This window comes from Sinobaca sp. TMA16-18 (assembly GCF_059510535.1).
Genome location: NZ_JCAKFM010000003.1, coordinates 213,748 through 234,564 on the forward strand (window position 1 = coordinate 213,748; position 20,817 = coordinate 234,564).

The following is a 20,817-nucleotide window of genomic DNA, read 5'->3' on the forward strand; positions in this document are numbered from 1 at the left end:
ATCCCCTTAATATTCTGCTAGATCTCTCATTGCGGTTTCTACTTTATCCGGATTCATCATAAAATATTTTTCCATAGGCGGAGCGTATGGCATAGCCGGCACGTCTGGACCAGCAAGTCGTTGAATAGGAGAATCCAGATCAAACAGACAGTGTTCTGCAATAATCGCAGCAACCTCACCGATGATACTGCCCTCTTTATTATCCTCGGTAATCAGCAGCACTTTTCCTGTCTTTTTTGCTGCTGCAATAATCGCTTCCTGATCAAGCGGATACACGGTACGCAGATCGAGAATGTGGGCGGAATGCCCTTCTTTTTCCAGCTTTTCAGCCGCCTGCAGCGCAAAATGAACACAAAGTCCGTACGTAATGACGGTTATGTCTTCTCCTTCTCTTTTAACGTCTGCTTTGCCAATAGGAACCGTATAGTCTTCATCAGGAACGTCTCCCTTTATTAAACGATACGCCCGTTTGTGTTCCAGAAATAAAACTGGATCATCATCACGAATGGCTGCTTTCAAAAGCCCCTTCACGTCATAAGGCGTCGACGGCATCACGACTTTAAGTCCCGGCACAGAGGAAAACAACGCTTCAATGGACTGGGAATGATACAACGCTCCGTGTACCCCGCCTCCGTATGGAGCGCGGATTGTAATGGGGCAGTCCCAATCGTTGTTGGAACGATAGCGGATTTTCGCGGCTTCAGATACAATCTGATTAAATGCCGGCATAATAAAGTCAGCAAACTGCATTTCTGCTACCGGCCTCATTCCATACATGGCAGCTCCTATAGCAACACCGGCTATAGCAGATTCAGCCAGCGGCGTATCCATTACACGTTCGTCTCCAAAGGTGGCATGCAGTCCGTCTGTGGCACGAAACACACCGCCTCGTGCACCGACATCCTCACCCAGGACAAAGATATCCTCATCCCGGTACATTTCCTCTTCAAGTGCTTTTGTGACGGCTTGAATGTACGTCATCACCGGCATTATGCATTCCCTCCTTCTTTGTATACGTGTTTGAGCGTATCTTCCGCTCTGGCATACTCTGCTTTTTCCGCAGCTTCCGTCGCAGCGTCAATATCTATATTGATGCGCTCAATCATTTCCCGCTCCACCTCATCGGTAAGAATACCTGCGTCTCTTAAACGAACGGCAAACGTATAAACAGCGTCTTTCGTTTTTGCTTCCGCCACTTCTTCTTTTGAACGGTAGGAACGATCGTCATCATCGCTTGAATGCGGCGTCAGCCTATAGGAAACCGTCTCAATCAAGGTAGGGCCTTCTCCATTCCTTGCGCGGTCAGCGGCTTTTTTCACCACATCATATACAGCCAGCGGGTCATTGCCGTCTACCGTATACCCGGGCATTCCATATCCTATTGCACGGTCTGATACCTTTTCGCAGGCCAGTTGTTTTTCTATCGGAACACTTATCGCGTATTTATTGTTTTCACACATTAAAATCACCGGCAGCTTGTGCACTCCTGCAAAGTTTGCGCCTTCATGAAAATCTCCCTGATTCGAAGAGCCTTCTCCAAAAGTAGTAAAAGCAACAAATCCCTTTTTTTTCATTTTACTCGCAAGCGCAAAGCCAACCGCATGCGGAACCTGGGTCGTAACCGGGGAAGACCCTGTAACGATCCGGTTCTTTTTCTGTCCGAAATGGCCCGGCATCTGCCTGCCCGCTGAATTAGGATCGTCTGCTTTGGCAAAACCGGACATCATCAGATCCTTGGCAGTCATCCCAAAAGTAAGAACAACGCCGATATCTCTGTAATAAGGCAGAACATAGTCTTCTTCTGTGTTCAGTGCCATTGCAGCCCCAACCTGAGCTGCTTCCTGTCCCTGACAGGAAATGACAAACGGAATCTTTCCGGCACGGTTTAGAAGCCACATGCGTTCATCAATTTTCCGGGCAAGCAGCATTTTTTCGTACATTTCAAGAACCTGTTCGTCTGTAAGACCGAGGTTCCGGTGGGTTAGTGCTTCCATTGTTTCCGCCTCCTTTATGAATGAATTGCTAATCCGTCCACCGCCAGCGCCGCTTCGCCAAACGACTCCGACAGCGATGGGTGAGGATGGATGGTTTCTTTTATTTCTAAATGAGAAGCATCGAGTATTTTCGCCATCGCGGCTTCACTTATGAGCTCCGTTACACCATTTCCAATCATATGAACCCCTACTAAATCGTCTGTTTTTTCATTAATGATCATTTTAACAAAGCCTTCTGTGTTTCCATTTACGAGAGCTTTTCCAATCGCCTGAAAGGGAAATGAGCTCGTCTTTATCTGCAGGCCGAAACTTTCTGCTTCTTCTTCACTCAAACCAATGCTGGATACTTCAGGGCTGCTGTAAATGCAGCGCGGCACCGTCTTAGAATCAAGAGGCAGCGGGTTTCTATTCAGCATATGATCCACCGCAATGGCTCCTTCTTTTGAAGCAACGTGAGCCAGCTGCAGGCCGCCGATCACGTCACCGATCGCATAAATGTGCGACTCTTTTGTCTGGTACATGTCGTTAACCTTGATCACTCCGCCGCTTACTTCAATATCGGTGTTGCTGAGTCCGATATCTTCCACATTGGCTTTTCTTCCAACCGAAATAAGCACCTGCTCCGCTTCAAAGGACTGTTCGTTTCCGCTGCTGTCTTCTGCATGGATCGTAACCTGGTCTTCTTGTATTTGTGTTTGTCCGGCTTTTACTTTTGTTCCTGTAAGTATCGTTACGCCTTTATTTTCCAGAGCTTTCTGCATCGCTTTGGAAACAGCTCCATCTTCTCCCGGAAGAATTCTGCCGGCGTATTCAATTAACGTTACGTTTGTACCAAAATCATTAAACATGGAGGCCCATTCCACCCCAATTACTCCTCCGCCTATGATAACAATAGAAGCAGGCAGTGTATCCAGTTCAAGTACGTGTTCTGAATGGAGAATACGTTTCCCATCCACAGGCAGGCCATCGAGTTCTGCCGGCCTTGACCCCGTAGCTATCATTACCTGTTTTGGAATAAGCATCGTGTTTTCTTCTTTATCGGTGCGTTCCACGGAAATCGTGCCGGCACTCGGTGAAAAAATAGACGGACCTAAAATCCGGCCGTACCCATCAAATACATCTATCTTTCCTTTTTGCATCAAATGCTCGACACCTCGGTGCAGCTTGTCCACGATCTCATTCTTTCTTTTCTGGACTTTATCAAACGCAAGCGTTACATTATCAGCCGTCACTCCGTAGGACTCACTATGCTGCACGGCCTGATACATTTCCGCACTTTTCAATAAAGATTTACTTGGAATGCAGCCTCTGTGCAGGCAGGTGCCGCCTACTTTATCTTTTTCTACAATCGCTGTTTTTAATCCTGCCTGTGCGGCTTTTATCGCAGCTACGTAGCCACCGGTGCCGGCTCCTAATATAACCAGGTCATACTCTTCGGCCATAACTGAACTCCCCCTGTTAATATGTTTTTGCTTTGATTCCTGTGTCCCATATGTTAAAAGCGCCCGTAAATAAAGCGGCTATTTCATCTTCTCCGGGGTAATGCAGGACAGGAGCTATCCAGCTCGTGTAAGACTCAAGTTCGGAGCAGACCCACGCGCTGTTGGCAATCCCTCCGGTAACAATTAACGCATCGACACGGCCTTTTAGAACCGCGGCCATTGCGCCTGCTTCTTTAGCCGTCTGATAAACCATCGCTCGCAGCACGGTTTCAGCCTTTTTGTCTCCTGCATTTTTTTGTTTCTCCAATGCAGCCGTATCGCTTGTGCCAAAATAGCTTTTCAGCCCGCCGTTTCCTACATACCTTTTTTTGAGCTCGTGTTCGGTATACATTCCTGAAAAAGCTTCCGTAATAACGTCTCCCACCGGAAGCGTTCCTGCCCGCTCCGGAGAAAAAGGGCCTTCGCCGTCCAGTCCGTTGTTAACATCTACAACGTTTCCGTATGAATGGGCCCCGACCGAAATGCCTCCCCCCAGATGAATAACGATCAACTGCAGCTCTTCATATTCTTTGTGCAGTACTTCAGCGGCTTTTTTAGCAGCAGCTTTTTGGTTAAGGGCATGAAAGATGCTTTTTCGTTCCATTGACCGCATACCGGTGTACCTAGCAAGCTCCCCGAGTTCATCTACCACTACCGGGTCCGTTACATACACCGGAGCTCCTTTCGTTTCCCGGCTCAGCTCCACTCCGATAACAGCTCCTAAATTGGACGCATGTTCCCCATATTTATTTGTCGATAAATCCGAAATCATTTTATCATTAACTTCGTAGGTTCCGCTCTCTAAAGGCCTCATCAGTCCGCCGCGGGCTGTAATCAGCCCAATATCGGAAAGACCTACCTGATGGGCTTTCAGACATTCGATTACCGCCTCTTTGCGGTCCTGCTTTTGTTCTTGTATACGCTTGTCGAGCACTTCCTTCTCCTGCATATGGGAAATCGTTTCTCTAAACATTTCCCTTTCGCCCTTATAAACAGCAATTTTAGTAGAGGTGGAGCCCGGATTTATAATCAATGTGTATAAATCATCAACGATTTGTGTTCGTTCTTTCATTACCGGTCCCGCCTGCTTAATGTATGCTGCTGTTTTGTAAGAAACTGTGCAGTGGACCGTCTCATGAACTCAATACGCTCTTCTGCCATTCTGTCCGCGGCTGCATAAGTTGGAATCTGGTCTCTTTTGGAAATTTCCATTACTTTTTTTATGTTATCATAAACGCCTTCCACCCGTTTGAATGCACGCTCTTGATTGTATCCATGCAGCTCATCAGCCACGTTGATTACCCCGCCGGCATTAATGACATAATCAGGCGCATACACAACTCCTCTTTCATGAAGCAGGTCCCCGTGTTTGTTGTCCTGAAGCTGATTATTGGCAGCACCTGCGATGACTTTTGCTTTCAATCTGTCTATCGTGTCGTCATTGATAATGGCCCCAAGCGCACATGGACTGAATACGTCACAGGCTGTATCGTAAATATCTTCTGGATCGACTGCTTTTGCATTGAAATCCTGGACTGCTCTCATCACAGCATCTTTATGGATATCTGTCACGATAATCGTTGCGCCTTCTTCATGCAGGTATTTGCAAAGCTGATAAGAAACGTTTCCGACCCCCTGTACTGCTACCGTTTTCCCGGCCAGGTCATCACTTCCAAATGCTTCATTTACGGCAGCTTTCATGCCTACATATACACCATATGCCGTGACAGGCGATGGATTCCCGCTGGATCCGAATGCAGGCGAAATCCCTGTCACATAATTTGTTTCTGAGTAAATCATATCCATATCCTCAACGGTCGTCCCTACATCTTCAGCTGTAATATAGCGGCCCGCAAGTCCCTGTATATAACGGCCGAATGCCCTGAACATAAATTCGTTTTTGTCTTTTCGGGGATCCCCGATGATCACAGCCTTTCCCCCGCCAAGATTGAGTCCAGCAGCTGCGTTTTTATATGTCATTCCTTTAGAAAGACGAAGCACATCTTCAAGCGCGGCTTCTTCGCTCGTGTAATTCCACATGCGCGTCCCACCCAGTGCCGGTCCTAGTGTCGTGTCATGGATAGCTATAATCGCTTTGAGTCCGGATGTCCTGTCCTGACAGTAGACAATCTGCTCATAGTCATGCTGCTCGAGCTTTTCAAATAATTTCATATTTAACGACCCCCTGCTGCGATATTTTGTTCAAATTCAATCATATGGCAAGCCATAGCGATGGAATAAAGCTTACTTTTGTTGGAATCTGCTCTTGAGGTAAGCACAATTGGAGCTTTTGCGCCGGCTATAATACCGCCTACTTTTGCTTTGGAAAAATAAACAAGCGATTTATAAAGCGTATTGCCTATTTCCACAGTAGGGACTAACAGAATATCTGCGCGGCCGGCCACTTCCCCTTTTATTCCTTTGTAAACTGCCGCCTCTATAGAAATAGCATTATCAAGCGCAAGCGGTCCGTCTACTGTACAGTGTTTAATCTGTCCTCTATTGTTCATGGCAGTAAGCACCGCCGCATCAAGCGTTGACTGCATATCCGGATTAACCACCTCCACGGCCGCCAGTGCCGCTACTTTAGGATGTTCAAACCCCATTGCCCTGGCCGCGTGAACCGCGTTTGCTATAATATCGGCTTTCTTCGTTAAATCCGGGGCGATATTCATGGCAGAGTCCGTTAAAAAAATAAATCGTTCGTATGCCGGAATCTCGAACATCGCTACATGCGAAAGCGTTTTGTTTGTCCTTAATCCATATTCTTTATTTAATACTGATTTAAGAAGGGCGCTTGTCGGAAGCATTCCTTTCATCAAAATATCGGCTTTCCCTGATCGTACGGCTGTTACCGCCAGTTTTGCCGACTCTTCCATATCTCTTGTCGGGATCACTTTTATATGGTTATATTCATTTAAACCAGCATCGTGTAAAAGCCGGCGTATTTTCTCTTCGTCTCCATACAGGCGGAAGGAACCTAATTTGCAGTCCAGGGCTTCCTTTACTCCTTCAATGACTTTTTCATTGTCAGCGGCTGCCACTGCTATCGTTTTTTGAGGATGGGCGTGCACTTGCTGCATTACATCATCTAGATTCATGAGCCTCTCCTTTTTTATGTATTCAAGTAAAACTAATGCAATCTTTATGCCATATATTCACCTTTACAAAAAGGCTCCATACGCTTGCTGTTATGCACATTTTTTCACACCTTGCAAAAAAATGCATGCAATATTATTCAATTCCATATTTTTCAATTTTATTATACAACGTCCGCAGGGAAACCTGCAGCTGCCGGGCTGTTTTTGTTTTATTTCCCCCGCAGGCATTCAATGCTTCAAGAATCGCAGCGGCTTCCGTTTTGTTCATCAGCTGTTCCAGACTTTCTTTCTGCCCATCAAAAGCAGCCTGCGGCAGTAACCTGCTGTCCGGTTTCTCGACGTCCAGTACCGGAAGATGGTGGTGTTCCATTACTTTCTCCTGGGCTCCCATCGTAATAACAGCACGTCCCAGTATGTTTTCCAATTCCCGCACATTGCCGGGCCAGTTATAGTCAGCCAGCTTTGAAAAAGCAGACGAAGCTATTGTTTTCACTGAACGCCCGTATTCTTGATTAATACGTTCTAAAAAATAATAGGAGAGCTCGGTAATGTCTTCCTTTCTTTCGGAAAGAGAAGGGATCGATATAGGCATAACGTGCAGCCTGTAATATAAATCTTCACGAAAGGTTCCCTGCTTGACTGCTTTTTCCAGTGGTTGATTGGTTGCAGCAATAATTCTGGCTTCTACCGCTATACTTTTTACGCCGCCCACCCGCACCACTTCTTTTTCCTGCAGGACACGAAGCAGTTTGGACTGCGCGGAGAAGCTGAGTTCCCCAATTTCATCCAGAAAAATGGTGCCGTTGGCTGCTTCTTCAAACAATCCCTTCTTCCCCCTTGGGTCTGCCCCGGAAAAAGCACCTTTTTCATAGCCGAATAATTCGCTTTCGATTAAAGTCTCCGGTATCGCAGCGCAGTTGACCCGGACAAATTTATCATACTTTCTCGAACTTGCATTATGTATCGCATGGGCAAATAACTCTTTCCCGGTTCCGGAATCTCCTCTAAGCAGAATCGTCACGGGAAGATCTGCACTCAGCCGGGCCTGTTCAATGGAGACGTGCAGTGCTTCCGACCTGCCGACAATGTCTTCAAATGTATATTTCGCCTCCAGCGTACGGAGCCGCTGCCTCGTGCGCTCTAATTCTTTTGTCAGCTCCTTGAGCTCTGACACGTCCTGAAGAATACCCACGCTTCCTTTCAGCATGCCACCTACAATAATCGGCGATACATTGACCAGCACTTCTTTATGCGACGGCCCTACTCTCATCGGCACACGCCGAAACGATTTTTTCGTTTCCAGTACTTTCATATGCATACTGCTGCCTTCTACGATATCAGTGTGGGCGGGTTTTCCGATAATGTCTTTTTCCTCCAGCCCGGTTAACCTTGAATAAGCCGGGTTGATAACCATGCCGTTTCCTTTTTCATCTACAACGGAAATAGCTTCATCTGAAGATTGAATAATTGATTCAAGCATCTCCTTTACGCGCTGAAGGTCTGTTATCTTAGCAGCCATTTTTTCGATATCCGTTGTATCCTTGAATATAGAAAAGGCTCCAATGCACTGATCTTGATAATACAGCGGCATACGGGTGGTGAGGATCGAGATGCCGTTTGAAAACCGCATCACCTGGTTTACCTGCCGTTTTTTCGAAGCGAGTACTTCCATCAGGCCGGTTTCCGGCAGCACTTCTTTAATCCTTGCACCTATCGCGTCTTTTTGGGCGATGCCGGTCATGAAAGATGCTGCTTTATTAAACAGAACAACTCTGCCGCTTTGGTCTACTGCTATAATACCATCATTAGCTGCTTCTATGACCAGATCATTAATTATTTTATTTGATTTTTTATTCATCTGCGCCTCCTTAGGATAAAGGTTGTTCATCACACGGCTTATACGCTACAATAACAGGATACAGGAAAATTATACATAAATGCCGGGAGAGATTTGTATGCGCTTTATCGCTTTATTGATATTGGTTATACCGGGATTTCTGGCGGCCTGGGGAATTAAGCTGATGCGGGACATGCTTTTTCAAATTCTGCAGCCGCCTTTTCCCTTTTTATGGCTTCAGTTTATCACAGGACTTCTTTTATTAATCGGAGGTATTTGGTTTATTGCCGGATTTGTGCTTTATCGGGACCGTAAAAACAAAAAAGCAGGAGTGAAGTAATCACCCGGAAATGGGGAGACTACTTTCACTCCTGCTTTTTTATCAGCGGGACTGTCGTGCTGCAGGCAGCTGGTCGGCAGCCACTGCTATAAATTCGGAGTTGGATGGTTTTGCTGTAGTGTCTTTTCTGTGGGCAAATACTACACCCAGCTTGTTTATCTGTCCTTTAGCCCAGCATACTTCAATCGCATGCCGGATCGAGCGTTCCACTCTGCTCGCTGTTGTATTGTGCAGAAAAGCAATCTGTGGATACAACGACTTCGTAATTGCTTTTAAATAATCCGGATCCTTCTTCACTAAAACAATCGCATCTTTTAAATACATATATCCTCTAATATGAAGAGGAACACCTATTTCTTTTAAGAAAGCTCCGGCCTGTTCTTCTATTTCGGGAAGGTAGGTTTGTTCATCCGCTGAGGACACGGCCGCAGCGGCGGATGGTACGTGTACCCCTCTAATATGAGCAACAAGCGCCTCCATGTCAAAAGGCTTTAAAATATAATAGGAGGCTCCCAGTTCTACCGATTTTTTAGTGATATCTTCCTGGCCGAATGCTGTCAGCATAATAATTTTAGGAGACCGGCCCCTGCGGAGATCTTTTATCTTTTGAAGAACAGCAAGGCCGTCGATATGCGGCATAATAATATCAAGCACAAGCACATCGATGGGTTTTTCGAGAATCATGTTTATGCATTCCTGGCCGTTGTAAGCCCAGCCCGCTACTTCCATATCGTCCTGGGTGCCTATATATTCTTTCAGCAGTTCAATCAATTCTTTATTGTCATCTGCGATCCCTACTCTGATCTTGCTCATAGTCCATTATCCTTTCCAGCTTCTTCTCCAGGCCGGTTTGTCTTCTGACATCTATTTGTTAAGAACTTTCATCTTTTCCGCCATCGACAGGATTTCATTTGCATTTTCTTTTGTAAGGTCTGTCACTTCCACACCAGAAATCATCCGGGCAATTTCATCAATTTTTTCTTGTTCCGGCAGCGGTGTTACCGTCGTGATCACTCTGTTTTCATTTTCTTTCTTTTCGATATACAAATGGTTATCTGCCATCGCTGCCACCTGTGGAAGATGGGAAATACAGAGAACCTGTGAACCTCTGGATACGCGGTAAATTTTTTCGGCAATCGCCTGAGCGACCCGGCCGCTTACTCCGGTATCTACTTCATCAAAAATGAGAGACGTAACACTCTGGAAACCGGACAAAATCGTTTTCATGGCCAGCATAATTCTGGATATTTCTCCGCCGGATGCAACTTTTGCCAACGGCTTAAGCGGTTCCCCGGAATTAGTGGACAGCAGAAATTCCACTTTGTCCTTGCCGTTTTCGTTAAAATATACTGTTTTATGCTTGGTCTGATACTCCTGGCCCCGTGACGGTTCCGTAATCTCCACTTTCAGCCGGGCACTTTTCATAAACAGGGACTGCAGTTCTCTTTGCACATCCTCAGCCAGCGCCAGGCCTGCCTGCACGCGTATATCGGTCAGCGTTTCGGCATCCGCTGATAAGTCCAGAAAAGATTGATGCATTTTTTGCTCGTACATCTCCAGACGCTCATCTTTATTATCCAATGATTCTATCTCTTCTTCAATTTTAGCAGCGTATTCAAGTACTTCATCCACCGAACTGCCGTATTTTCGTTTAAGCTGGCGGATTTCGTCAAGTCTTTTTTCAATATCATTCAGCCGATCCGGATCGAAAGCAAGCGAATCAGCATGTTCTCTTAATGAATAGGTGGCTTCTTCCAGCGCGAAATATGCGGAGTTAACCGACTCGAGAAGTTTCTGCAGAGACTCATCGATGGAAGCGGCGTCTTCAATATTCGATACGGCCATGCCCGCCCAGTCCAAAGAGCGCCCTTCTCCGTATAAGCTTTCGTACGCTTCATGAAGGGATCTGTAAAGCTTTTCACTGTTGGCCAGCACATAGCTTTCTTTTTCCAGCTCTTCGTCTTCACCGGGACGGAGCTCCGCCTGTTCAATTTCATTTAGCTGGTACTTAATGAAGTCGAGCCTGTTTGCCGTCTCCTGATCGCTTTCTTTCAGCTGGCTCCACTTCTTTTTCCAGGAAACAAATGCTTCATACCGGTCTTTATAATCCTGACGGGCTTCCTGCAGAACACTTCCTGCATACCTGTCCAGCATGGATAAATGCTTTTCCGTCTGCATTAGTTCCTGATGTTCATGCTGGCCGTGTATATCCACCAGGCTTTGTCCCATTTCACGAAGAATGGCCAGCGTAACAAGTTTTCCGTTAATGCGGCATATACTTTTCCCCTGGTCCGTAATGTCGCGTCTTAAAACGAGCATTCCTTCTTCTAATTCAATTCCCGCTTCAACCAGCTTGTCTTTTGCAGGGTGGCTGCTGCTTATATAGAACAATCCTTCAATTTCCGCACGTTTTTCTCCGTGTCTTACATACTCTACGGAACCGCGGCCTCCAATAAGCAGCCCTATCGCATCTATAATAATCGATTTCCCGGCTCCGGTTTCACCTGTTAAAACGGTGAGTCCTTCCGAAAATGGGACGGTTAATGACTCAATAATGGCAAAATTTTTGATAGATAATTCTTCCAGCATTAGCACGCACCTCAGTCAGCACATATAGAATTTAAAGCATATCTAAAAAGCGGTTGGAAATAGTCATCGTATGCTTTCGTTCCTTGCAGATAATTAAAATAGTGTCATCTCCGCAGATCGTCCCCATGATCTCTTCCCAATCCAGATTGTCAATAAGCGCTCCCACCGCATTAGCATTGCCGGGCAGTGTTTTCATCACAATCAGGTTTTCGGATTGATCAATGCCCACAAAACAGTCGATCAGTGCTCTTTTTAACTTTTGGAGAGGGTTAAAGCGCTGGTCGGCAGGCAGGCTGTATTTATATCGTCCATCCATCATAGGTACTTTCACTAGATGCAGTTCTTTAATGTCACGGGAAATAGTGGCCTGAGTAATGTTATACCCGGCATTTTTTAATCTCTCCACCAGGTCATCCTGCGTTTCAATATCTACATTCGTAATCAATTCTCTAATTTTTATATGCCTTTGTCCTTTGTTCATTGTCGTTCCTCCCTGAGCAGTATACATTACATCTATCATACCTAACTATTTATATTTATACAATATGATGTTTTATTCATGCATACCTATGAAATGAAACACTCAGGAAAGAAAGCTGGCATGGGCCTCTTCCACAATTTGAGCCAATGCATCTTTTGGCAGTTCATCTTCCTTATGCATACCCTTTTGCAGATAGAGAAGAAATTCAATGTTTCCTTCTCCTCCCGTAATAGGCGAGTAATTTACATCCCGGCACACAAAGCCGGCAGCTGATGCCATAGCAGTAGTGTTTTCCAATACTTCCAGATGAACAGCAGGATCACGGACAATACCTTTTTTTCCTACTTTGCCGCGTCCGGCCTCAAACTGCGGCTTTACGAGAAGCATGGCTTCACCGGTTTCTCCAAAGATCGAATATAACGGCGGAACAATCCACTTTAAAGAAATAAAAGACACATCTGCCACTGCAATATCCGGTGTGCCTTTTTGGAAATCGTCCTTTACGGCGTAACGAAAATTCATCCGCTCCATCACTTCTACTTTTTCATGATTACGCAGGCTCCATGCCAGCTGATTGTAGCCTACATCACAGGAATAAACAAAATCAGCTCCGTGCTGGATAGCGCAATCTGTAAATCCCCCCGTGGAAGCACCGATATCAAGGACTGTTTTTCCTTTAAAGTCAAGATGAAAGGACTTAATGGCTTTTTCAAGCTTAAGTCCTCCTCTGCTTACATATGGCATGGTGTCGCCTTTAACGCGTAAAGGAGCCTCCACATCAACTCTGGCTCCGGGCTTATCCACACGTTCCTCTTTCACGAACACAAGCCCGGCCATTATTGATCTTTTTGCTTTTTCTCTCGTTTCAAAAAAACCTTTGTTTACTAAAAGCACATCAATTCTTTCTTTTTTCATCTTCAGGCCCTCTGACGCTTTGCCGGAGCCATATCTCTAAGCGTCCCCGCTACGTTCTCCGGTGTCAGCCCTATTTCTTCATAAAGCTCCGGTACACTGCCGTGCTCGATGTAACGGTCAGGGATGCCCATCCGGTTAATAACCATATTGTGCTGGTTCAAGTCATGGTAATGTTCAAGCACTGCGCTGCCAAAACTGCCTTGCAGAGCAGCTTCTTCCAACGTCAGTATCGCGCCTTTTTCTTCGTAGAGCTCCTGAAGAATATCGGCATCAAGCGGCTTGGCGGATCGTGCGTTCACGATTCGCACATCGATATTTTCTTCTGCAAGAATGGCTGCCGCTTCTTCTGCGATAGGAAGCATCGTACCAAAGGATAATATCGTTAATTCTTTCCCATCCCTTACAACTTCCCATTTTCCAATATCGATCTTTTTTAATTCGCTGTCCATTTCAATACCATAGCCATTACCGCGTGGGTAGCGGACAGCGATAGGACCGTCATGGTAAACAGCTGTATAGAGCATATGCTGAAGCTCATTTTCATCTTTAGGCATCAGTATAGTCATGTTAGGCAGATGGCGGAGATAGGCAATGTCAAAAACCCCCTGATGGGTTTCTCCGTCGGCCCCTACAAGCCCTGCTCTGTCAATAGCAAATACGACATGAAGGTTTTGACGACAGACGTCATGGACTAATTGGTCATACCCTCTTTGAAGAAACGTCGAGTAAACGGCAAACACCGGCTTCATTCCCTGGGTTGCCATTCCGGCAGCCATCGTAGTAGCATGCTGTTCGGCAATACCTACATCAAACATTCTATCAGGAAATTTCTCTGCAAAAGAATCAAGCTTTGTGCCGCCCGGCATTGCTGCAGTAATAGCTACAATATCAGGATCGACCGCGGCCATCCTTTGGAGCGTAGAGCTGAAAACACCGCTGTAGGCTGGTGGTCCGGGCTTTTTAACTACTTCTCCGGAATCGATCTTATAAGGCCCAAGACCATGCCACGTTCCTTTAGCATCATTTTCAGCCGGAGCATAGCCTTTTCCTTTTTTCGTAATGGTATGCACGATTACAGGACCTTTTGTCTGCTTGGCAAACGCTATATTTGAGCGCAGGTCATTAAGGTCATGTCCATCTACCGGCCCCAAATAGGTGAATCCCATTTCTTCAAAAAACATACCCGTCGTCACCATAAACTTCAGGCTGTCCTTCAGGCGTTCGGCAGTAGCCGCAATTTTTCCGCCGAAAGCCGGTATTCTTTTTAGAAGATCCTCTACGTCTTCTTTTGTTTTCTGGTAAGTATTCGCTTTTCTCATACGTCCTAAAATACCGTGCAGTGCCCCTACGTTCGGAGCTATAGACATTTCATTATCATTTAAAATAATCGTCAGATCGGTTTGTTCATGGCCAATGTGGTTTAGCGCTTCCAAAGCCATTCCACCAGTAAGCGCACCATCACCGATAACAGCTGCTACTTTGCTGTCATTGCCTTTAATCTGACTGGAAAGAGCCATGCCCATTGCAGCCGATAAAGAAGTGGAACTGTGTCCTGTTTCCCATACATCATGATCGCTTTCATTACGTTTAGGAAAGCCGCAGAGCCCTTTGTATTTTCTTAATGAATCAAATTCACCGGCACGCCCTGTTAAAATCTTATGCACGTAGGACTGGTGGCCGACGTCCCAGATCAATTTATCTTTTGGGGAATCATACAGCGAATGCAGGATGAGCGTTAATTCCACTACGCCCAGGTTAGGACCCAGGTGCCCTCCTGTAACAGATAGCTTGCGGACGAGAAATTCTCTTATATCAATTGCAAGCTCCTTTAATTCCTGTTGGCTGCAGTCTTTTACAAATTCTGGGTTCTTGATCGTTTCAAGATTCATTACTGAACCCTCACTTTCCATCAATTAAGCTTTCTTTTTCTTCTGCTTTTTGCTGAATATCTTTAGTTTAAACTTGGTTTCCATTACGTAGAAAAATTTACCGACCTGAAAAATAATGCTTGTTGCAAATTGTATCGCAAACGTTTTCCCCAGAGCTTTACCACCTACAGTAAGAGAAGCCACTACTGCTGTGAAGACAACATTTAATACAGCCTGCAATGTGCTTCCATCCTGGGATCCCAGTACGACAGCCAGCTGAATAACAACGGCGGACGTTGCAGCACCACTGACCACACCGGAAATATCCCCTATTACGTCGGCACAGAAATTGGCTACCTTGTCTGCATTTCTAGTTATTACCATACTTTGGTAAGCACCAGGGACTTTCTTGGCAGCCATCGCGTGGAAGGGCTTTTCTTCAGCAGCCGTTGCGGCCACACCGACCATATCAAATACGACACCGATAAGTACAATAAATAATACGATCAGCATGCCAATGGCCCATCCTACTCCTGAAAGGACAGCTGTAGATACAATTGAAAAAATAGCCGCTAACACCAATGTGATAACGGCAATAAAAAGACTCCAGTTTATCGATTTTTTCCATACAGTTTTCATAGTATTATTTATATCACCTAGACAGTATATTCACTTTATTTTTGTTTCGTAAACCTTATGTAACAAAATCGGAGGCCATCCAGGGCGTAAACATTATGGCTTAGGTCCAGTAGGTTTTCCCAACCAGCTGCCCGAACGTCGCCGTTCCGGCGGTTTCCCTTTAAAGCCGGCTTGATGCCGTCTCCGGACATCAGACTGGATTGCCACTCAGACCACACTGCAATCCACCCTGGACGTTTTTCAAACAGTCTAGGAGTTTTCCCCAGCAATTCCGTGCCACTTTCTTAGCCTCTTTTGCAGAGCAGGTTTCAGATGTTAAAAAGCAGGTCGTTGGCCGACAAACCATACTCTCAAAAGAACATCATCCCCGCTGCTCCACTCAAGGCAGGCTACGCTGCGAGATTGGCTTCCCTTGCCTCTCGTCAGGTCTTACCTTTTCCAAGGGCATATAATCTGTTACACGACTACTTGGAAAAGGCCTCCGCGGTGAAAGGGTTCACGCCCACATGCCATTGTGGATCGCCCTTAGCACCTTTACTCCCAGCAATGACCCAAGGCTGGGCGCCTCGAGCCAAAGCGAAGAACTTCATCGATGTGCCCTTCAGCGGATTTTTAGGCCCGCCCTCGAAAATGGAGAATCGACTAGAATACTGCGCCATCCGATTTTGATGTAGCAATAGTATATCATGAATAAATTTGATTGTACAAAGCTCTGGCCCTATTTCGTCCGGTGCTGAATGTACTCCACGAATTCATTAAGAATTTCACTTTCCCCGTTCAGCTGCCGGGCATATTCTTTTGCTTTTTGGGCATGCCAGCCCAGCTTTTCTTTTGCCCCTTCGAGGGAAAGAAGCTTTGGATACGTACTTTTATCTTTATTTTCATCGCTGCCTGCAGGTTTTCCCATTTCTGTTGAGTCGCCTTCCACATCAAGAATATCGTCTTTTATTTGGAAAACAAGGCCCAGCTCCCTGCCGAATGCCCGCAGTTTGGAAAGATCTTCTTCGGGCGCTCCGGCCATAATGCCTCCGGCTATAATAGAAAATCCAAGCAGATCACCGGTCTTGCGGTGGTGGATTGCTTCAAGTTCCTCAAGATTGAGAGCGGATTTCTCCCCTTCCATATCTGCGACCTGTCCGCCTACCATACCTTCTGCTCCTGCCGCCCTGGATAGTTCAAGAATCAGCATTACTTTACTGTGATCGGACGTATCAGGAAGGGCGGCCAGCAGTTCAAATGCTCTGGTCAGCATCGCATCTCCTGCAAGAATTGCATGTGCTTCCCCATATACTTTATGGTTTGTAAGCTTTCCGCGCCGGTAATCATCATTATCCATCGCCGGCAGGTCATCGTGGATCAGGGAATATGTATGAATCAGTTCTACCGCACAGGCTGCCTGCACCACATTTTCCCTGCTCTCTTTATACGACTGAAAGGCTGCAAGCAGGAGAAGCGGGCGTACTCTTTTTCCGCCTGCTTCTATGGAATAAAGCATAGATTCTTTTAAAGCTTCGGGTATGGACAGATTTTTTACGGTCTGCGGGAGAACCTCATCAATTCGCACTTTATTTACAGATATAAATGCTTCAAGTTCTTTATTCACCTGCATCCTCTCCATCTATAGTCAACGGTTTAATTTCTCCATTTTCTTCTATAATAACGTCCATCTGTTTTTCTACTTTTTTTAGTTTTTCGTGGCAAAGGGAGGAGAGCTTCATGCCTTCCTGGTACATGTGCAGTGCTTTTTCAAGGGGAACGTCCCCTTCTTCCAGCTTATTTACTGTTGATTCCAGCTGCTCAAGAGCCTCTTCAAACGAAAGTTCTTTATTTTCACTCATTATGTTCACCTTCCTTTTTTTCGAAATCCCATTTGCGCACAGGGGTGGTTTCTATTACATTCGTCCGTACGGTTCCATCTTTCATCTGTACGTCAAGCCTGCTGCCCGGAACCGCCTGTTTAACGGAGGACACCAACTCTCCTTTTTCATCAAACGACACCTGATAGCCTCTTTCTAAAATTTGAAGAGGGTTAAGCAGGTTCAGCTTTTGAATCATATGGTAAAAGTCGCTTTGCTTACTCTGCAGGTACCTGTTTTTGACTTTTTCAAGACGGTCCGCTGTCTGCAGGTATTCCTTCCGGCTTGCTTCAAGTTTTCTCTCAGGATGCTGAAGCTCCAGTCTTTTTTTAAGTACTTGATACGAAGACAAACTGCCTTCCAGCGTGAGAAGCCGCCGTTGCTCCAGCCTGTCCATCAGTCTGTCCAACTCTTGTTCTTTCTGTTGAAGAAGCTGCATCGGATAGCGGAATGCATAGGAGGACTGCAGCCTCTTTAACCGTTCGGCGCCATGCTTTTTATGATTGTTCATAGCCAGATGAAGCCGCTGTTCAAACGAGGTAATCTGCTGTACCACCTCGATCAATGAAGGAACCGCTATTTCTGCCGCTGCGGTAGGAGTAGCCGCTCTTACATCTGCTGCAAAATCTGCGATCGTAAAGTCCGTTTCGTGTCCTACTGCCGAAATAATTGGAATGGTTATTGAGTGAACAGCCCGGGCTACTATTTCCTCGTTGAAAGCCCAAAGTTCTTCAATGGAGCCTCCCCCTCTGCCTGCAATCACTACGTCTATTCCCGGATGTTCCTCTGCCTGCTTCAGTGCGCGTACAATCGAGGGGGCTGCTTCTCTTCCCTGAACAAGCACGGGGTAGAGAATAATTTCAGCCGGAGGATACCTTCTTTTTATAGTAGAAATCACATCCCGTATCGCGGCACCTGTTGGAGAAGTAATCACCGCAATTTTTTTAGGGTAGGCCGGCAGCCGTTTTTTCGTATCTTCACGGAAAAGCCCTTCTTGTTCGAGCTTATTTTTCAGCTGTTCGTATTTTATGAATAACTGCCCAATGCCGTCCGGCTCCATATCATTAACATACAGCTGATACTGGCCGAAAGGTTCATAGACAGAAACCCGTCCTCTTATTAATACCTTCATCCCATTCTCCGGTTCAAATGCCAGCGATTTATTGCTGCCGGCGAACATAACAGCGGAGATTTTCGAACGTTCATCTTTTATCGTAAAGTACATATGGCCTCTGCTGTGTTTTTTGAAGTTGGATATTTCACCTCTCAGCCAAACGGACTGCAGATCAACGTTATGCTCAATGGTCTGCTTGATGCGGGCGGTCAGCTGAGAAATGGAAATCCAGCGATCTTCCATAGCAGTCATATTTAAAGGGACCGCCTGTTGTATTCCCGGATGGCTGATTCGAGTGTATTGAAAAGCAGCATTGTAATCGTCATTGGCCCTACGCCGCCCGGCACAGGTGTAATAAAGGATGCTTTTTCTTTTACTTCGTCAAATAATACATCGCCGCATAACTTTCCATTTTCTTTACGATTCATGCCGACATCAATAACGACAGCTCCGTCTTTTATGAAATCTTCGGTTACAAACTCCGGGATTCCAATCGCTGCGATAACAATATCTGCCTGTCTGGTATAGCTTTTCAAATCAACCGTTCTGGAGTGGCAGTAGGTGACAGTAGCATTTTTATTCAACAGCAGCTGTCCCATCGGCTTGCCGACAATGTTGCTTCTTCCAATCACTACGGCATGTTTCCCCTCGATGGGAATATTTTTGTACTCAAGCATTTTAATAATGCCGTACGGGGTGCAGGGAAGGAACGCTTCCTGGCCGGTCATCATCCGCCCAATGCTGATGGGGTGAAAGCCATCTACATCTTTATCAGGATGGATCGTTTCGATTACTTTCTTTTCATCAATCTGCTTTGGAAGAGGCAGTTGGACAAGGATACCGTTAATGGCTTTATCCTCGTTATACTGCTCGATGACGTCAAGAAGTTCCTTTTCTGAAATAGTATCAGGCAGTTCATGCAGCACCGAGTGAATACCGGCTTCTTTGGACGCCTTGTCTTTTCCTTTAACATAAGACATGGAGGCGGGATTTTCTCCGACTATAATCACGGCAAGTCCCGGCTCCACTCCCTTTTCTTTCCACCGGGCTACTTGTTCTTTTATATAGCTTCTCGTGGAGGCGGCTACTTCTTTACCGTTGATCAGTTCAGCTGTCATGACTCCTCCTCCTTTTTTAGTTCACACTCTTTTAATACGTTTGATAAAACGCCGTTAATAAAGCTTCCTGATTCTTTGCCTCCAAAAGCTTTGCCAAGCTCAATCGCTTCGTTGACACTTACATGCAGGGGAATATCTTCCACAAACAGCATTTCATATACAGACTCGCGCAGAATATTCCGGTCAATGTTGCCGACTCTTGTGATGGTCCAATTATCAAGATGTTCCGTCAGCCGGGCGTCAATGCCTTCTTTTTCATTCAGCGTTCCTTCGATAACAGTTGTCAGAAATTCATCTGGAATTTCATCTTCCTCTAACGTGTTCTCCAGGGCATGCTCCCACTTCACTCCCGTCAGATCCACCTGATATAAGACCTGTACTGCTCGTAATCGTGCTAACCTTCGATTCATTGCCCATTCCCTCTTCCACTTATTCAGGTACTCTATACTGCAGACCTGCTATTTTTACGATAAATAAAACCTGACCCGTGCCAGGCAGTGATTTATTTACCTTTTAAGAATAAAAAACTGCTATAACAGGGTGAGCTGTTATAACAGCCTATATTCACTTTATTTTTATTTGTTTGGTTCCTTCGGTTCAGCCTGCTCAAGCTGGATACCGGACACATAAATATTGATGGAGTCGATCGCTACAGAAGTCATTGTCCTTAAAGCCTGATAAATAGCGTTTTGAAGCTCCTTAGCTACTTGAGGAACGGCTACACCGTAATGCATTGTTACCGAAACATCAATTTTAACACCCATTTCTCCCAGCTCCACCTTGACTCCCTTACTAACGTTTTTCCGGCCGAGCTTTTCGGCTACGTCGAATGCGAAACTCCCTCTTAATGAATGAACTCCGCTGACCTCCGATACGGCAAGGGCAGTAATTACTTCAATTACATCAGGCGCTATTTCAATACGTCCAAGTTCATTCCACTCTTCTTTTATATCCAGTACTTTTTCATTACTCACGGCAGAGCCCCCTCTAAAATATGGTCTATTTTATTCCGGCTTTTCTGCTTCAGCTTTCGCTTTTTCTGCTTCTCTGGCTTCCAATGCTTCTTTTTCCGCCTGCTCTTCCTGCTTCTTTACAAACTCTTCTTTATACTGTCTGAATACAGGGAATTCTGACAGGTTATCCGGAATTTTATCATTTTCCAGCAGAATAATTTTAACCAGATTTTTATTTCTCGCCATATGGTATTTTTCTTCGTATTCGTTTTCTCTGACAAATTTCTTAAGGTTCTCATAGTCTTCTTCCTGGATGGAAACAGTGTATGAACCGCTGCCTTCACCGTATTCGTGGCTGAAGCCGACTTCAAATTCCACAATTTGAATTTGGTCATTCTTCATGTTCCTCGTCTGCTCTAATACTGCTTTTGCACCTTCTGTTAAGTCGTTCCAATCCATTATAATTCCTCACTTCTCATTTATATTATATACAGTTCGTTTTTTCACGTGTTGATTATACCACGCAGGTAT

General features: G+C 45.5%; 21 protein-coding genes. 1 reads left to right on the top strand and 20 read right to left on the bottom strand.

The genetic code is table 11. The features are described 5' to 3' along the window. Positions 1-6: 6 nt before the first annotated feature. The 7 genes from AC5W14_RS07310 to AC5W14_RS07340 all read right to left on the bottom strand — a co-directional run bounded on the left by AC5W14_RS07310 (position 7) and on the right by AC5W14_RS07340 (position 8,434). Positions 7-990 (bottom strand): alpha-ketoacid dehydrogenase subunit beta, encoded by a 984-nt coding sequence (locus AC5W14_RS07310; RefSeq protein ID WP_496058681.1) that lies wholly within the window; start codon positions 988-990, stop codon positions 7-9. Next, complete coding sequence (locus AC5W14_RS07315) at positions 990-1,994, bottom strand: thiamine pyrophosphate-dependent dehydrogenase E1 component subunit alpha (RefSeq protein ID WP_496058682.1); 1,005 nt, start codon at positions 1,992-1,994, stop codon at positions 990-992. Before AC5W14_RS07315 ends, AC5W14_RS07310 begins: the two co-directional genes overlap by 1 nt. Before the next feature lie 14 nt (positions 1,995-2,008). Further along, on the bottom strand, positions 2,009-3,436 hold the full coding sequence (gene lpdA, locus AC5W14_RS07320; protein ID WP_496194033.1) for a dihydrolipoyl dehydrogenase: 1,428 nt from the start codon (positions 3,434-3,436) through the stop codon (positions 2,009-2,011). A gap of 16 nt (positions 3,437-3,452) precedes the next feature. After that, positions 3,453-4,547: a butyrate kinase gene (gene buk, locus AC5W14_RS07325; protein ID WP_496194034.1), complete on the bottom strand. Its 1,095-nt coding sequence runs from the start codon at positions 4,545-4,547 to the stop codon at positions 3,453-3,455. After that, the gene (locus AC5W14_RS07330) at positions 4,547-5,647 is read right to left on the bottom strand and encodes a Glu/Leu/Phe/Val family dehydrogenase (protein ID WP_496194035.1); all 1,101 of its coding nucleotides are present in this window, start codon (positions 5,645-5,647) and stop codon (positions 4,547-4,549) included. Before AC5W14_RS07330 ends, buk begins: the two co-directional genes overlap by 1 nt. A gap of 2 nt (positions 5,648-5,649) precedes the next feature. Beyond that, the gene (gene yqiS, locus AC5W14_RS07335) at positions 5,650-6,594 is read right to left on the bottom strand and encodes a phosphate butyryltransferase (protein WP_496058944.1); all 945 of its coding nucleotides are present in this window, start codon (positions 6,592-6,594) and stop codon (positions 5,650-5,652) included. 115 nt (positions 6,595-6,709) lie between these two features. After that, positions 6,710-8,434, bottom strand: coding sequence for a sigma-54 interaction domain-containing protein (locus tag AC5W14_RS07340; protein WP_496194036.1), 1,725 nt, complete (start codon positions 8,432-8,434; stop codon positions 6,710-6,712). 97 nt (positions 8,435-8,531) lie between these two features. Here AC5W14_RS07340 and AC5W14_RS07345 point away from each other — a divergent pair, with 97 nt between their 5' ends. Next, positions 8,532-8,753 carry a DUF2627 domain-containing protein gene (locus tag AC5W14_RS07345; RefSeq protein WP_496058687.1) on the top strand — a complete coding sequence of 74 codons (222 nt, stop codon included), beginning with the start codon at positions 8,532-8,534 and terminating at the stop codon, positions 8,751-8,753. 42 nt (positions 8,754-8,795) lie between these two features. On the opposite strand, the gene spo0A is transcribed toward AC5W14_RS07345, so the two are convergent. The 13 genes from spo0A to AC5W14_RS07410 form a co-directional block, all read right to left on the bottom strand. Next, entirely contained in the window at positions 8,796-9,566 is a 771-nt protein-coding gene (gene spo0A / locus AC5W14_RS07350; RefSeq protein WP_496194037.1) for a sporulation transcription factor Spo0A, read from the bottom strand. A 51-nt stretch (positions 9,567-9,617) separates the two neighbouring features. Then, positions 9,618-11,342: a DNA repair protein RecN gene (recN, locus tag AC5W14_RS07355; protein WP_496058689.1), complete on the bottom strand. Its 1,725-nt coding sequence runs from the start codon at positions 11,340-11,342 to the stop codon at positions 9,618-9,620. A 31-nt stretch (positions 11,343-11,373) separates the two neighbouring features. Further along, positions 11,374-11,823, bottom strand: coding sequence for a transcriptional regulator AhrC/ArgR (gene ahrC / locus AC5W14_RS07360; RefSeq protein ID WP_496058690.1), 450 nt, complete (start codon positions 11,821-11,823; stop codon positions 11,374-11,376). Positions 11,824-11,925: 102 nt separating this feature from the next. Continuing rightward, positions 11,926-12,744 (bottom strand): TlyA family RNA methyltransferase, encoded by an 819-nt coding sequence (locus AC5W14_RS07365; RefSeq protein WP_496058945.1) that lies wholly within the window; start codon positions 12,742-12,744, stop codon positions 11,926-11,928. Continuing rightward, entirely contained in the window at positions 12,741-14,627 is a 1,887-nt protein-coding gene (gene dxs / locus AC5W14_RS07370; RefSeq protein WP_496058946.1) for a 1-deoxy-D-xylulose-5-phosphate synthase, read from the bottom strand. Before dxs ends, AC5W14_RS07365 begins: the two co-directional genes overlap by 4 nt. Positions 14,628-14,651: 24 nt before the next feature. After that, complete coding sequence (locus tag AC5W14_RS07375; RefSeq protein ID WP_496058691.1) at positions 14,652-15,245, bottom strand: hypothetical protein; 594 nt, start codon at positions 15,243-15,245, stop codon at positions 14,652-14,654. A gap of 718 nt (positions 15,246-15,963) precedes the next feature. Beyond that, on the bottom strand, positions 15,964-16,848 hold the full coding sequence (locus tag AC5W14_RS07380; RefSeq protein WP_496194038.1) for a polyprenyl synthetase family protein: 885 nt from the start codon (positions 16,846-16,848) through the stop codon (positions 15,964-15,966). After that, a complete protein-coding gene (locus AC5W14_RS07385) occupies positions 16,841-17,083 on the bottom strand; it encodes an exodeoxyribonuclease VII small subunit (RefSeq protein ID WP_496194039.1) in 243 nt (80 codons plus the stop codon). The genes AC5W14_RS07380 and AC5W14_RS07385 overlap by 8 nt, the downstream gene beginning before the upstream one ends. Beyond that, positions 17,076-18,467, bottom strand: coding sequence for an exodeoxyribonuclease VII large subunit (gene xseA, locus AC5W14_RS07390; protein ID WP_496194040.1), 1,392 nt, complete (start codon positions 18,465-18,467; stop codon positions 17,076-17,078). The genes AC5W14_RS07385 and xseA overlap by 8 nt, the downstream gene beginning before the upstream one ends. 2 nt (positions 18,468-18,469) lie before the next feature. Continuing rightward, positions 18,470-19,333: a bifunctional methylenetetrahydrofolate dehydrogenase/methenyltetrahydrofolate cyclohydrolase FolD gene (gene folD / locus AC5W14_RS07395; protein WP_496058694.1), complete on the bottom strand. Its 864-nt coding sequence runs from the start codon at positions 19,331-19,333 to the stop codon at positions 18,470-18,472. Then, positions 19,330-19,743: a transcription antitermination factor NusB gene (gene nusB, locus AC5W14_RS07400; RefSeq protein WP_496058695.1), complete on the bottom strand. Its 414-nt coding sequence runs from the start codon at positions 19,741-19,743 to the stop codon at positions 19,330-19,332. Before nusB ends, folD begins: the two co-directional genes overlap by 4 nt. A 165-nt stretch (positions 19,744-19,908) precedes the next feature. Beyond that, the gene (locus AC5W14_RS07405) at positions 19,909-20,307 is read right to left on the bottom strand and encodes an Asp23/Gls24 family envelope stress response protein (protein ID WP_496194041.1); all 399 of its coding nucleotides are present in this window, start codon (positions 20,305-20,307) and stop codon (positions 19,909-19,911) included. A 30-nt stretch (positions 20,308-20,337) separates the two neighbouring features. Continuing rightward, entirely contained in the window at positions 20,338-20,745 is a 408-nt protein-coding gene (locus AC5W14_RS07410) for a hypothetical protein (protein ID WP_496058697.1), read from the bottom strand. Positions 20,746-20,817: the final 72 nt, after the last annotated feature.

Excerpts from the sequence above, each read along its gene's own strand:
- AC5W14_RS07310 (WP_496058681.1), bottom strand. The coding sequence starts at position 990 with ATGCCGGTGATGACGTACATTCAAGCCGTCACAAAAGCACTTGAAGAG.
- AC5W14_RS07315 (WP_496058682.1), bottom strand. The coding sequence starts at position 1,994 with ATGGAAGCACTAACCCACCGGAACCTCGGTCTTACAGACGAACAGGTT.
- lpdA (WP_496194033.1), bottom strand. The coding sequence starts at position 3,436 with ATGGCCGAAGAGTATGACCTGGTTATATTAGGAGCCGGCACCGGTGGC.
- buk (WP_496194034.1), bottom strand. The coding sequence starts at position 4,547 with ATGAAAGAACGAACACAAATCGTTGATGATTTATACACATTGATTATA.
- AC5W14_RS07330 (WP_496194035.1), bottom strand. The coding sequence starts at position 5,647 with ATGAAATTATTTGAAAAGCTCGAGCAGCATGACTATGAGCAGATTGTC.
- AC5W14_RS07340 (WP_496194036.1), bottom strand. The coding sequence starts at position 8,434 with ATGAATAAAAAATCAAATAAAATAATTAATGATCTGGTCATAGAAGCA.
- AC5W14_RS07345 (WP_496058687.1), top strand. The coding sequence starts at position 8,532 with ATGCGCTTTATCGCTTTATTGATATTGGTTATACCGGGATTTCTGGCG.
- spo0A (WP_496194037.1), bottom strand. The coding sequence starts at position 9,566 with ATGAGCAAGATCAGAGTAGGGATCGCAGATGACAATAAAGAATTGATT.
- recN (WP_496058689.1), bottom strand. The coding sequence starts at position 11,342 with ATGCTGGAAGAATTATCTATCAAAAATTTTGCCATTATTGAGTCATTA.
- ahrC (WP_496058690.1), bottom strand. The coding sequence starts at position 11,823 with ATGAACAAAGGACAAAGGCATATAAAAATTAGAGAATTGATTACGAAT.
- dxs (WP_496058946.1), bottom strand. The coding sequence starts at position 14,627 with ATGAATCTTGAAACGATCAAGAACCCAGAATTTGTAAAAGACTGCAGC.
- AC5W14_RS07375 (WP_496058691.1), bottom strand. The coding sequence starts at position 15,245 with ATGAAAACTGTATGGAAAAAATCGATAAACTGGAGTCTTTTTATTGCC.
- AC5W14_RS07385 (WP_496194039.1), bottom strand. The coding sequence starts at position 17,083 with ATGAGTGAAAATAAAGAACTTTCGTTTGAAGAGGCTCTTGAGCAGCTG.
- xseA (WP_496194040.1), bottom strand. The coding sequence starts at position 18,467 with ATGACTGCTATGGAAGATCGCTGGATTTCCATTTCTCAGCTGACCGCC.
- folD (WP_496058694.1), bottom strand. The coding sequence starts at position 19,333 with ATGACAGCTGAACTGATCAACGGTAAAGAAGTAGCCGCCTCCACGAGA.
- nusB (WP_496058695.1), bottom strand. The coding sequence starts at position 19,743 with ATGAATCGAAGGTTAGCACGATTACGAGCAGTACAGGTCTTATATCAG.
- AC5W14_RS07410 (WP_496058697.1), bottom strand. The coding sequence starts at position 20,745 with ATGGATTGGAACGACTTAACAGAAGGTGCAAAAGCAGTATTAGAGCAG.